2 protein-coding genes are annotated in these 14375 nt (G+C 48.6%); both read left to right on the plus strand.

Annotated features, from left to right (window positions below; all coding sequences use genetic code 11):
- Nucleotides 1–261: 261 nt before the first annotated feature.
- Complete coding sequence (locus ACLHR0_RS08570) at nt 262–13248, plus strand: gliding motility-associated C-terminal domain-containing protein (protein WP_436485918.1); 12987 nt, start codon at nt 262–264, stop codon at nt 13246–13248.
- Between the two features lie 89 nt (nt 13249–13337).
- A complete protein-coding gene (locus ACLHR0_RS08575) occupies nt 13338–14345 on the plus strand; it encodes a PorP/SprF family type IX secretion system membrane protein (RefSeq protein WP_429043600.1) in 1008 nt (335 codons plus the stop codon).
- Nucleotides 14346–14375 lie beyond the last annotated feature (30 nt).

Genomic DNA, 14375 nt, shown 5'->3' on the forward strand with positions numbered 1-14375 from the left:
AACAAAATGAACAGTAAAAACGAAGATTGAACAAACTGAATTGTCAGTCGGAAATGAACAAGAAAGACACATCCAGAAATCAGCCCTTCAGTATACATTCGTAGCGTTCTTGTAACATTCTTTTAACAAATGATCGCAAGGAAGTATACTTTTTTATCAACCAGTATCCCTTCCCCAAGCTATTCCTAACCTGCCTGCCGCCCTTAGAGTTTTGTTGTAATGCAATGAAACTGAACAATTTTTATTCAAATATTTGATGCTATGCATTCAAAAGCTACTCCTAATAGCCCTTTTACTGCCCTTTTCTGTTTCCCTAGCTCTGCAGGGAAGGAAGCTGTGAAAACCAGCGTTGCCCACTTTTTTCATAAAGCCGGGTCAATAGCTTGGAAAAGTTTTCTGCTACTATTATTACTATTCGGTATAGGCGCGCGGGACAGCCAGGCGCAAACCTATACCACGAGGGTATATGCCAATACACAAGTAGGCAGAGCCTCCGGACTTTGCATCGGTTGTGGTGTAACAAATGGTACACAGGCAGTGGATGGCTCCCTTACTACAGCCTCCACTATTTCTACATTGGTAACACTGTTGGGCGCTACAGCCTCACAGGACCTGATTTTTCCGGCTGCCGTTACCAATAATACCCCTGCGGTAGTTAAAATAGGTACTGCCGGCACACTCGGCACGCTGGTAAATTTAAACCTGCTTGGCGGCGTTTATGTACAGGCCTACAATGGCAGTACGCCGGTAGGTGGTACTGTCTTTGCCAATAACTCAGTATTAACCCTGTTGGCAAGTGGCAACCAGGCGGAAATATTTTTACCTGCTCCAGGCGGCACATACGACCGTGTAAGAGTAACAGTAGATGGCGGATTAGCAGGAGTAGCCGGTAGCATACAGGTATTCTCAGCATATTATGATATACCTGCTTCAGGTACAATAAACTGTGGCGCTGCAATAGATGTGCTGTACGGCGTTACCGGGCAGGCAGCTTCACTTGGAGTAGTAACCAATCCTGCTGCTGCAGGTGATGGTATTGTTACTGCAGCCAATTATGCAACGCTGAGCAGCGTTGTTGGTGCGTTAGGCAGCAGTGCCCAGGTTACTGCAGTATTCCCTGGTCTCTCTAAAGCAGGTGATTCTATCCGTGTGGTAGTGTCAGATCCTGCTTCGCTGCTTACCCTACAGCTATTTAGTTCTGTTAGAATTATTACTTATAATGGAGGTATTGTAGTTGATAATATTCAGGCCGATGGCAATTTATTGCGCCTCAATCTTCTTTCAGGAGGAGGAAATTTACAGGCGTTAACTTTCCAGCCTACAGCGCCTTTCGATCACGTAACAGTGCAGATAGGCTCCGGGCTGGCAGGCGCACTCGCCTCCCTGAGAGTACATGAAATACAACGTTTCCCGGCAGGTCCGTCAACAGCTGGTGGGATATTGAGAACTACCTGCCTGAATTCGCCGCTTACATTGAATGTAAGTAGTCCGGAAGCAGGATTAACTTATAGCTGGTACGACTCTACCCAAACCACAGTGGTAGCTTCCAACAGCACCAGTTACAGTCCTCCTGTAGGTGTTGCCGGAAGTTTCCGTTATTATGTTTCCGCCACCAGGATCGGCTGTTCAACCGAATCAGCCAAAACGTTGGTGACTGTAAAGGTTAATAATTTCTCTAACGCTGCAGATATTACTGTTCCTGCCACTACACAGGGCTGCATCGCGGATACCGTAACAATTACCCCTACTTCTGCAACCGTTAATAATAACCCGGTATTCAGCTGGTATAAAAATGCTGATAAAACCGGGCCTATTACAAATGGCCTGATAGAAGGAGCCGTTAAATACAGCATCGATACTACCGGAAAATTAAATATTACCGGTCTTGCTGCAGGATCATACACCTATTATGTAAGCGTATCGGACAGCGATCATTGTGAAAATGCAGCTAACGCCCTGAAGGCGGCTCCGGTAACTGTATCCGCGCAAATTGCGCCACCGGTACTTTCCCAAACGTACGCGGTAACAACCGGAATACCATTGGTGTTAACAGCCACACCAGTATCCGGCGCTACTATTGAATGGTACAGCGATACCACGCAGGCGCCGGTTGCAGTAGGCAACTCCATCACCCTGCCTCCGTTTACCAGTCCTGGTGTATTTACTTACTACGCAGGTGTAAAAACTACCGGAGGTTGTACGTCTTTCCGTGTTCCTGTGGTCATTACCGTAACCGGCCCTGTTACCACTACCAGTTGTAACGTGCCCACCAGTCAGGTAACCGGAACCACATTGGGTTGTGTATTGTGTAGTGTTGTAAATCCTGGATTTGATATAGATACGGTTTCTACGAATTTCACCCGTCTCAATATACCGGTAGGTTTATTAGGAGGATCAGTTTATCAACAACTTATCTTCCCTGCTGCAGGCGATGCAACAGACAGCATTCGTCTTGATCTGGCTTCACCAGGCGGACTGGCAGATGTAAGCTTACTTGGCGGCGCTGTAGTTACCATTTATAATGGAACAACGGTTGTAAGTACACACACTTTATCCCAGTTGCTCACTTTAAGATTACTGAGCGGAACCCGCTACTATGCTACAGTGGCCGCTGGTGGTATATACGACCGTGTGGAAGTGAAACTTACGGGCGTAGCGAATCTGCTTACTTCCCTGGATATTTATGGTGTACGCTCTCTTGTACCGGATCCTGTTATTACAGCCGGCAATCTGACCGTATGCGTTGGCGAGCGCGCTGTATTTACAGCCACTCCAGCTGCTGGTACTACTGTTCAGTGGTATGCTGATTCAACCACCAATATCTCCCTGGGCAATCAGCCGACATTTACGACCGATACGTTAAGAACCGCCGGTACCTTTACTTATTATGTACAGGCAATGGATGGTACCTGCGCGAATCCAAATCGTATACCGGTTACCGTTACCGTGAACGCATTGGGCACTGCAGCTGATATTACCGTTGCAGATACTACTAACGTTTGCGGAAGTGGTGCTGCCACACTCACACCAACAACCGCAGGCGTAACAACTCCCGTATTTAAATGGTATGCAGACGCCAATAAAACAACGCCCATTACCAACGGCACTGTTATTGGTGGCGCCACCTTTGCTATAAATGCAGCCGGCAGCCTGTCTGTCACTGGCCTTTCACTGGGTAATCATACTTATTATGTAAGCGTATCAGGCGCCAACCGTTGCGAAAATGCAGCCGGCAGCCTGAAATCTGCTACTGTAAAAGTAACTACCCCTCCTGCACCTCCTACCCTGGTTCAGTCATACACCGTATCCACCGGCTTACCATTAACACTGGTCGCTTCACCGGCTCCGGGATCAACGATAGTTTGGTACCGCGATACTACACAGGCATCTATTGGCAGCGGCAATTCTATTACCTTGCCGCCGTTTACTACGCCGGGTGTATATAGCTACTACGCCGGCGACAGCCTGCCAGGTGGTTGTGTTTCCAGCCGCGTGCTGATCACCATCACGGTAACAGGTCCTGTTACTACCACCAGTTGTAACGTGCCTACCAGCCAGGTAACCGGAACAACTTTTGGCTGCGTGTTGTGTAGTGTTGTAAACCCAACCAACGACATCGACACCGTTAGTGCCAATTTCACCCGCCTCAATATACCGGTAGGATTGTTGGGAGGCGCTGTTTATCAACAGCTCATCTTCCCTGCCGCAGGTGATGCAACCGACAGCATCCGCTTCGACCTGGCTTCACCAGGCGGATTGGCAGATGTAAGTTTACTGGGTGGCGCAGTAGTCACTGTATATAATGGTACTACTGTGGTAAGTACTCAGAATTTATCACAATTAGTTACTTTAAGATTATTAAGCGGTAACCGTTACTATGCTACAGTACCTGCTGGTGGCGTGTATGACCGCGTTGAAATAAAATTAACCGGGTTAGCGAACCTGCTTAACTCCCTGGATATCTATGGCGTGCGTTCCGTTGTTCCGGATCCGGTTATTACCGCCAAAAATGTGGCAGTATGTGCTGGTCAGCGTGCCGTATTCACCGCCACTCCGGCCGCTGGTACCACTGTTCAGTGGTATGCTGATTCAACCGGCGGCGTTTCCCTGGGTAATCAACCTACATTCACAACAGACACGCTGAGAACCGCCGGTACCTATACCTACTATGTACAGGTAATGGACGGCACCTGCCCTAATCCAAACCGTATCCCGGTTACAGCCACCGTAAATCCATTGGCTACTGCGGCAGATATTACCATAGCAGATACCACAACCAGTTGTGGTAGCGGACCGGCAGTGTTGACACCAACTGCAGCCGGTGTTACTACACCTGTATTTACATGGTATACAGATGCTAATAAAACTACGCCGATTGTAAATGGTGCTGTTATTGGCGGTGCTACCTTTGCCATCACCGCAGGCGGTCAGCTTAGCGTTACCGGCCTTACACCAGGTAATCACACTTATTATGTAAGTGTATCCGGTGCTAACCGTTGTGAAAATGCAGCCGGAACTTTGAAGGCTGCTACCATCAAAGTTGTCAGCGCTCCGGCTCCGCCAACAGTGGTACAGAATTATACTATCAGCACCGGGTTGCCGTTAACCATCACCGCAACGCCTGCTCCGGGCGCCACTGTGCTGTGGTATAGCGATACTACGCTGGCGCCAATTGCTACCGGCAATTCTATTACTTTGCCTCCGTTCGCAAGTCCGGGAGTATATACTTATTATGTAGGCGATAGCCTGGCAGGTGGTTGTTTATCCAACCGTTTGCCAATCGTGATTACAGTAACTGGTCCGGTTATACCTGCCAGCTGTAACGTGCCTACCAGCCAGGTAACCGGAACTACGCTCGGTTGCGTGCTGTGTAGCGTTGTTGATCCAAACAACGACATTGATTCTATTCCTACTAATTTCACCCGCCTGAATATACCGGTAGGTTTATTGGGAGGTTCAGTTTACCAACGCCTCATCTTCCCTGCAGTGCGTGCGGCATCAGACAGTATCCGCTTTGAACTGGCTTCACCAGGCGGACTGGCAGATGTTAGCCTGCTCGGTGGTGCAGTGGTAACTGTTTATAACGGCTCAACCGTTGTAAGCACTCAAACATTATCCCAGCTTCTCACGCTGAGAATATTGAGCGGTACCCGCTACTTTGCTACTGTTCCGGCAGGCGGCGCTTATGATCGCGTGGAAGTAAAACTGACAGGTGTTGCTAATCTGCTCAATTCACTGGACATCTATGATGTACGTGCAGTTGTTCCGGATCCCACAGTTACCACACAAAACGTGGTGGTATGTGCTGGTCAACCTGCCACATTAACAGTAACACCGGCAGCAGGTACAACTGTACGCTGGTATACCGATTCTACTACCACTATTATAAAGAGCACTTTAAATACATACATCACCGACACGCTGAAAACAGCAGGTACATTTACCTATTATGTTCAGGCGGTTGGCGCAAATGGTTGCGCGAATCCAAACCGGGTGCCGGTTAGGGTAACCGTTAACCCAATCAGCCAGTCAGGTGATATCACTATCGCAGATACTACTACTGCCTGCACCAGCGGACCAGCAGTATTGACTCCAACTGCAGCAGGTGTTACCGCTCCTGTATTCAAGTGGTATAAAAATGCAAACAAAACATCTCCGATTACCAACGGCCTGGTAGAAGGCGCGGTAAGCTATGCACTGGATAGCACAGGCAACCTGACCATCACTGGCTTGACTGCCGGCGCCTATACTTACTATGTAAGTGTATCCGGAACCAGTCAGTGTGAAAATGCAGCCGGTACATTGAAGGCAGCAACAGTACGTGTGGTACCAGCTCCAGCTGCTCCGGTTGTAACCGGCGATGTGGTGGTAACCACCGGTGTAAAAGCGGTATTAAGCGCTCAACCGGTACCAGGGGCCACTATTGTATGGTATAGAGATGCGACTACTGTTCAGGGTATGGGTGACACCATCCAGGTAGGACCATTTAACACACCGGGCACTTATACTTATTATGCGGCGGTAAGAATTGCCGGCGCCTGCGAATCTGCCCGTGCAACTGTAAATGTAAAAGTAACAGGAGTTGTGATTCCTTCTCCCGATTGTAATGTTCCAACCAGTCAGACCTCAGGTACTACCCTGGGTTGTATCCTGTGTAGTGTAAATAATCCTACTAATGATATAGACAGTAGCAAAACCAACTTCACTACGCTGTCTGTACCTGTTGGTGCGCTCGGAGGCTCAGTATATCAACAGCTGATCTTCCCGCATGCAGGATCTGCAGCAGACAGTGTTCAGGTACGTCTTGGTAATTCAGTAGGACTGGCGGACGTAAGTCTCCTGGGAGGTACACTGATTTCTCTCTATAACAATAATGTACTGGTTAAAACAGACACCCTGTCAAGATTGCTTACCCTGCGGTTACTCAATGGCCAGCAATTCCTGGCTACCGTAGTAGCTCCTGCTGCTTACAACCGGGTAGAAGTAAGAATGAAAGGTGTACTGAATCTCCTGAATTCAATTGATATCTATGGGGCAAGGATTATATATCCTAAACCAACTGTAAATACGACAAATGCAACCGCTTGTATCAACAGCAAGGCTACGCTTTCTGTAACTCCTGCGGCCGGCACATCTGTTCGGTGGTATGCTGATTCAACCAGCAGCACCGTATTAAGCACACAAAACAGTTACACTACTGATACGCTGAAAGTAGCAGGTAAAGTAACCTACTATGTAGCGGTACTGGGCGGACCAGACAATTGTCCTAACCCGGATCGTATACCTGTAACCGTTACCGTTACACCTGCTCCTCCTGTACCAGGAGTTCCGGCTACCGTGAATATTTGCCCTGGTTCAAATGCGTCTCTGCAGGTTTCTAACCCGGATCATCAACTGACCTACAACTGGTACAATGTGCCAACCGGCGGTACCAAACTGAATACCGACAGCGGCTTTGTATTTAATGTAACAGCGGTTAACAGGGATACTACCTTCTATGTAGAAGCGGTTAGCAGTTGTGGTGCTGCATCAGGCAGACAAGCCATCAGCATTGTGATATCTGCTTCATTGAGCGCGCCGGTGATAACGCCAAATCCGGATTCAACTGTAGTAGGCAGACAAACTGCACTGACAGCAACTTCCAATACAGCAAATGTTCAGTTTGTATGGTATGCAAGTCAGGCTGGTAATGACAGTCTGTTTACAGGACCAGTATACACTCCTCCTGTATCCAATGTAATAGGAACCGTTACCTATTGGGTGGAAGCCAGGTTAACAGGCGGTGCTTCCTGCAAATCTATCAGGGTGCCTGCAGTAATAGTTTACGGACCTGAACCTGGTCCGGATCCTGGTCCATGTGAAGGCGCTTCTACGCAAACAATCGGCGGCAGCGGATTACTCATATTGGGTAATGTATACAATCCTGCCCTGGCAGTAGATGGCAGCTTAAGCACCGGATCTTCACTGGTAATTAACCTGGGCGCATTGAACGCACAGGTATGGCAAAGAACTAAATTCAACGGAGTATCTGCTCCTGGAGATACCGTAAGGGTATGGCTGTCGAACCCAAGCCAGGTGCTTTCTGCAGCACTGCTGGGTGGTGTGCAGTTAACAACTTATAATGGTACCACTCCCGGAGATTCTCTCCTGGTAAATAACCCGCTCATTAAACTCACTATACTGAGCAGCAAGAGACAGGCTATCCTCGAATTTGTACCGACCAAAGCATTTGATGCAGTAGAAGTAAAACTGAAATCAGGCATACTCGGTGCATTAACCACGGTAGACTTCAATTACGCACAACGTGCACTGGCAGCTCCGAAAGTTCAGTCAGCACAGGTAACAGTATGCGCAGGCGGTACCGCCAAACTGGATGTACAGAATCCTGCAGCAGGCGTTACTTATCGCTGGTACACCAGCAAAGGTGTTTATCTCACAGGTAAAGATGGTGTATCCTTCACCACCGGCACCCTGACTACAGATACTGCCTTCCTGGTAGAAGCATTCAGGAACAATTGCGCCAGCAGTGGTCGCACAAGGGTGGATGTAAAAGTGGTGGCAGCACCTGCGCCTCCGGTAGTACGTTCTGCGAATGTGGAAGTATGTGCCGGATCTGATGCCCAACTTGCCATTAACAACCCGGTAAGTGGATACAGCTACGCATGGTACAATGTGGCTACTGGTGGAACCAGACTGAATCCGGTTCCGGACAGCGGCTTAACATTTACTGTGACCAACGTAACTGCACAGGCAATCTATTACGTAGAAGCTATCAACGATAGCTGTAATACCATATCTGCCACCAAAACAGCGGTTACCGTTAAAACAGGTACATCATTGGCGCCGCCAACAGTAACACCTGTAAACGACACCGTTGTGATTGGCCAGCGTCCGCTGTTCATTGCAAAAGCAGATGCGGCTAACGCAGAATTCTATTGGTTCAGAACACAAACAGCAACAGACACCTTATTTAAAGGTGCTTCCTTCGAAGGTCCTGCGTCTACCGCCCTGGGAACCGTTACCTACTGGGTGGAAGCAGCCCTGCCGGGTGCAGCAACCTGTAAGTCTGCAAGGATAGCGGTGAATGCAATTACCGTAACTCCTTCAGGTCAGGTGCCATGTGAAGCCGCTACCGGACAAACAATTGGCGGATCCGGCTTGCTGGTGCTGGGTAATGTATATAACCCGCAACTCGCTGTGGATGCCTTTACAAGCACAGGATCTTCCCTGGTGATAAACCTCGGAGCTATCAATGCAACGGTGTTCCAGAAGGTAACCTTCAACGGGTTATCTACTCCGGGTGATACTGTAAGAGTGAAACTGTCTAACCCAAGCCAGATCCTTTCTGCAGCGGTGCTCGGCAGTATACAACTCACTACCTACAACGGTAACACCCCAGGTGATTCCGTATTAACATCCAATCCGATCCTGCACCTGGATCTGCTGAGCGGTAGCAGAAGCGCTATCCTGTGGTTTGTACCAACCAAGCAGTTTGACGGTGTGCAAGTGAAACTCAGATCAGGTATCCTGGGAGCCTTACTCGATGTTGACTTCAACTACGCACAACGCGTTATTGCTCAACCGAAAGTACAGGTGAACAACGCTACTATCTGTAAGGGTAGTCAAGCTACTCTCAGCGTAATAAATCCTGCATCAGGTATCACTTACAGCTGGTACAACAGCCAGGGTAATCATTTACTGGATAGTATTGCATATGTAACGCCAACCACACTCGATTCCGGAGTACATACTTATACAGTAGTACCAACCAGGAACGGTTGTCCGGGCGCCGCATCTGCAGCGATAACAGTAACCGTTCAGGGATCACCATCAGCCCCGGTTCCGGAAGCCAATAATGTATCTACCTGTCTGAATACACCAACTACCCTCAGGGTAAAAGCTGTAGCAGGTGTTCGCTACAACTGGTACGACGCAGCAACAGGCGGAGCAACATTGGTAACTAACAGTAATGAATATACTACGCCGGCCAGTCTGCAGGCAGGTATCTATAACTTCTATGTGGAAGCAGTGAATGCAGGTAACTGCGCTAACGACAGCGGCCGCACCAGAATTACACTCACTGTAGACAGCGCCTCAACAGCGGCCGACATTCAGATCACAGATAAAGTAATCTGTGCCGGTGATACAGCGGTATTAACACCAACTACCACTACCGTACAGAACCCTGTATTCAAATGGTACGCTAATGCCGACAGAACCGGTCCGATCACGCAGGGTGTAAGCAGCACAGGCGTATTAAGTATCACAGGATTAATGCCAGGAACATACACCTACTATGTAAGTGTAAGCAACGCCGGCAAGTGTGAGAATAAAGCAGGTGATTTGAAAGCAGTAAAAGTAACCGTGAATAATACCGCCACACCATCAGACATTGTGGCGGCAGATACAACTATCTGTGCAAACACTACGGTTAAACTCACAGCTGCTTCCACTACTGTAACAAACCCAATATTTAAATGGTATGCAGATGCTGCCCTGACAACATTCCTTGCATCAGGCGCAACATATACTACCAGTGCATTGAGCGCAACCACTTCTTACTATGTAACAGTAGAAGGAAGCAATAGATGCGCAAATGCAGCCGGCAGTGCGAAAGAAGTGAAAGTGACAGTAAGTGATATACCGGCTCCGATTATTACCGCATCTGCCATCAGCATCTGTGTAGGCGATACCGCAACACTGAGCATTCAGAATGTGGATAATACATTGACCTACCGCTGGTATAGCGCAGCAACAGGCGGTACATTACTGTTCACCGGTCCGGTGTACAAGGTAACAGGCCTCACCGCATCGAAAGACTTCTATGCAGAAGCTTCTCTGGGTGGATGTAGCAGTGCTGCCAGAACGAAGGTGTCCATCGGTGTGGGTGTTGCTCCAACGCCAATACTGGAAAGTAATAATGTAACAGCATGTCAGGGTGGAACAGCCGTACTGAAAGTGACCTCTTCTGTAAATAATATCACATACAGGTGGTACACCACATTAACCGGCGGAGTAGCTGTGTTTACAGGCCCAATCTTTACCGTGAATAATGTGACCGCTAATGCAACCTATTATGTGGAAGCAACCGGTGACACTTCAAATTGTGGTAAACCTTCTGTAAGAGCTGCCGCGAAGATCAACGTAGTACCGGTACCACCGGCTCCAGTACTGGTAAGCAACAGTGCGGAAGTTTGTAAAGGCCAGGATGTAACACTGCAGATACAAAGTCCTGCAGCAGGAGTTACCTACGAATGGTTTGATGCAGCAACAGGCGGCAATAAAGTGAACGAAGGACCAACGTTTAATATCACGGCACTGGATTCTACAGTGAGCTACTACGTACAGGCACTGGTAAATGGAGGCTGCCCAAGCGCAAGCAGAACGAAGGCTACCATCACCGTGAAGAGCGTACCGGCAACACCTGTAATTGCATCCACTTCCCTGTTCGTTTGTCAGGGTGGCAGCGTAACACTTTCCATCCAGAATCCTGTGGCTGGTGTTACCTACCGTTGGTACAGCGCCGCATCTGGTGGTACGTTGCTTGCAACAGGCAACAGCTACGCAACCGGCGCATTAAATACAAGTACTGATTTCTATGCAGAAGCGAATAATGGTAATTGCAGCAATAGTGTAAGAGCGAAAGTTTCCGTAGGTGTAGGACAAGCGCCAACACCAATCCTGGAAAGCAACGCACTCACTATCTGTATGGGAACTTCCGGAACACTCCGTGTAACCTCAGCTACCAACGGAATAATCTATAAATGGTATACTTCTGCCGCAGGTAATGATTCTGTAGGTGTAGGACCGGTATTCCAGACAGGACCGCTCAATGCCAGCATGGATTATTATGTGGGAGCAACCGGAACTACGGGTCAATGCGGTAATCCATCTGCGAGGGTGAAAGCTACCGTAACAGTAGTGGCTCCGCCAACAGCTCCGGATGTAGTAGCCTCCGCACTTAAAACATGCGCCGGCACAGGTATTACTGTATCAGTGAAAACTATCAAACCTGGAGTTACCTATCAGTGGTACGATGCTGCAACGGGAGGCAACCTGCTTTCTTCTGATGCAGTGTACAGCGTACCGGTGGTTACCCAGAATACTACCTTCTATGTACAGGCGAACCTGGGAAGCTGCTCCAGCAGCAGAACAGCGGTAGCAGTAACCGTTGACCCAACTCCGCCAATACCTGAAGTAAATGCGGATAACCTGACAACCTGCATAGGCGGTACCGTAACATTCAGTATCAAGGGTGCAGACGCTTCATTGACTTATCGCTGGTATGATGCGCAGAATAACGGCGTATTCCTCGCAAGCGGTACTTCATACGCAACCAAACCGCTGGCCGTAAATACCACATTCTATGTGGAAGCATTGAACAGCCAGGGTTGCAGCAGCGGACGCAAAGCAGTAACAGCAAATGTCCGCAACGATATAGACGCACCATTGGCAGATCCGCTGACAGTATGTAGCGGACACACAGCGGTACTTTCTGTGAAAGGCAGACAGCCGGGCGTCATTTACAAATGGTTCACCGTATTACGTGGCGGAATAGAAGTATTTACCGGTGCAGATTTCACTATCACACCAACAGTAAGTACCGTATACTACCTGGAAGCATCTACCAGTGGCGGTTGCATCAGTGCAAGCAGAACAAGGGTGGAAGTAACCGTGAATCCGTCGCCAGCTGCTCCTGCAGTAACCAGTGCAAGCATTAAAGTTTGTACCGGCCTCACAGCTACGCTGAATGCGCTGAACCCGGATAATACGCTCACTTACAAATGGTATACTGCCGCAAGTGGTGGTACAGCTATCTCCACAGGTGCTTCTTATACAACACCTGCTGTAACCGCAAATCAGATGTACTACCTGGAAGCAACCAGCAATAATGGTTGTTCAAGTCCAACACGTACCGCGGTAAGCGTTGAAGTAACACTTCCGCCAGCCGGACCACGTGTAACCGGAAACGATCCGGTATGTCCGGGCAGCACAGCCATACTGATGGCTACTTCCACCACTACGGATGTCGATTTCCGCTGGTACTCAGTGGCCACTGGCGGCACGCCGATAACCACAGGTGCAACATTTGTTACACCAGCGCTGAATGCCAATACTACTTATTATGTAGAAGCATTTACAGCGGGTGGTTGCACCAGCTCCGCCAGAACAAGGGTGGATGTCAGCCTGGCACAACCGCTGCCTGCACCAGTTGTAACAGTGGATAACACAACGGCTACCGCTATCACCTTCCGCTGGTCACCGGTTACAGGAGCACAACGCTACGAAGTAACAGTAGACAACGGCGTCACATTCACAGCGCCAAGCTCAGGTGCAACTGGTACCACACATACTATCTCCGGCCTGCAGCCGAACCAGAGTGCTACGATCCAGGTACGTGCCATCGGGGCATCCACCTGCCAGAACAGTGCACTGTCTGCCGCAGTAACGGACAAAACGAAGAACCCGCAAGGCAACAACATCTATGTACCAAACCTCTTCAGCCCGAATGGTGACGGTATAAATGATATCGAGTATGTATATGGAACCGCCATCGCACAGCTTGAATTCAGGATCTACAACCAGTGGGGTCAGTTGGTATTCACATCGAAAGACCAGCGTCAGGGATGGGATGGTACCATGAGCGGACAGAAACAACCTGTAGGTGTGTATGTATGGATAGTGAAGGCTACTATGCAGGACGGCACCGTGATCACGAAGAAGGGTAACGTGACCCTCATGAGATAATGATGATTCATCAGCAAGATCAAATCAAAAATAAAACCGGGGTGCTTCAAGGCATCCCGGTTTATCCAGAAATACTTAAAAATGTTCCTATGAAAAGGATTTTTATAGTTGCAATGATTTTATGGAGCAGCCTATTGCCCCGCACTGCTGTTGCCCAGGTTGATCCGCACTTTTCGCAGTATTATGCGTACCCGTTATGGCTTAACCCTGCTCTGACAGGTGTAATAGATGGCGACTACCGGATTAGCGCTGATTATCGTAATCAGTGGGCCAATTATGGGAAGCCATTCTCAACAGTGGGCATTTCTGCAGATGCCGCCACAGATAAGAACATCGGTGTAGGCATCAATGTAATGAACATGTCGGCAGGTGACGCAGGCTATAACTTTTTTAATGCAATGGCCAGCGTTTCTTATACCGGTGTGAAATTTGGCCGTACCAAAACCAGTCAGCTGGTGTTTGGGATTAATGCGGGATTGATCAACAGAAGACTGGACCCTGCCAAATTCCAGACAGGCAGCCAGTATCAGCCGGTAACCGGTTTCGATCCAAGCATATTTAACGGAGAAAATGTAAGTAATACAACCTCCAATCAATTTGACGCCGGCGCAGGGGTTGTGTTTTTTGATGGTAATCCAAATCATATCCTGAACCCATTCGCCGGATTTGCAGCGCAACATCTCACACAACCGAAAGATCCGTTTTCTTCCGATGGCACCGAAAGAAAGCTGCCAGTGAGATATCTTGTTCACGGTGGTACCAAGATCAGGTTGAATGACGCTGTGACGCTTACTCCTACTGGTCTTTACATGCGACAAGGCAATGCCGAGGAAATCGTGGCAGGTATGTATGCGCAGCTAATGGTAAATCCTGAATTCGACTTCCTGGTAGGGGGTAACTACCGCTTCAATGATGCGGTGATTCCTTTTGCCGGTTTCCATTTCAAAAGCTTTGTACTGGGATTAAGCTATGATGCCAATACTTCCAACATGCGCCGCCTCGTAAATGGCAGCCAGAGCTTTGAAATATCACTTTCTTTTATCAGCCGCAAAAGAAGAACGCTTAACGAAGAATACTTTATTTGTCCCAGGTTATAATCTATCAAAAACCGGATCAGAATGGAGGCA

It is taken from the genome of Chitinophaga sp. ARDCPP14 (genome assembly GCF_051362515.1).
Taxonomy (GTDB): domain Bacteria; phylum Bacteroidota; class Bacteroidia; order Chitinophagales; family Chitinophagaceae; genus Chitinophaga.

What these genes read in the sequence shown, in the direction of transcription:
- ACLHR0_RS08570 (WP_436485918.1), top strand. Translation starts at nt 262, where the DNA reads ATGCATTCAAAAGCTACTCCTAATAGCCCTTTTACTGCCCTTTTCTGT.
- ACLHR0_RS08575 (WP_429043600.1), top strand. Translation starts at nt 13,338, where the DNA reads ATGAAAAGGATTTTTATAGTTGCAATGATTTTATGGAGCAGCCTATTG.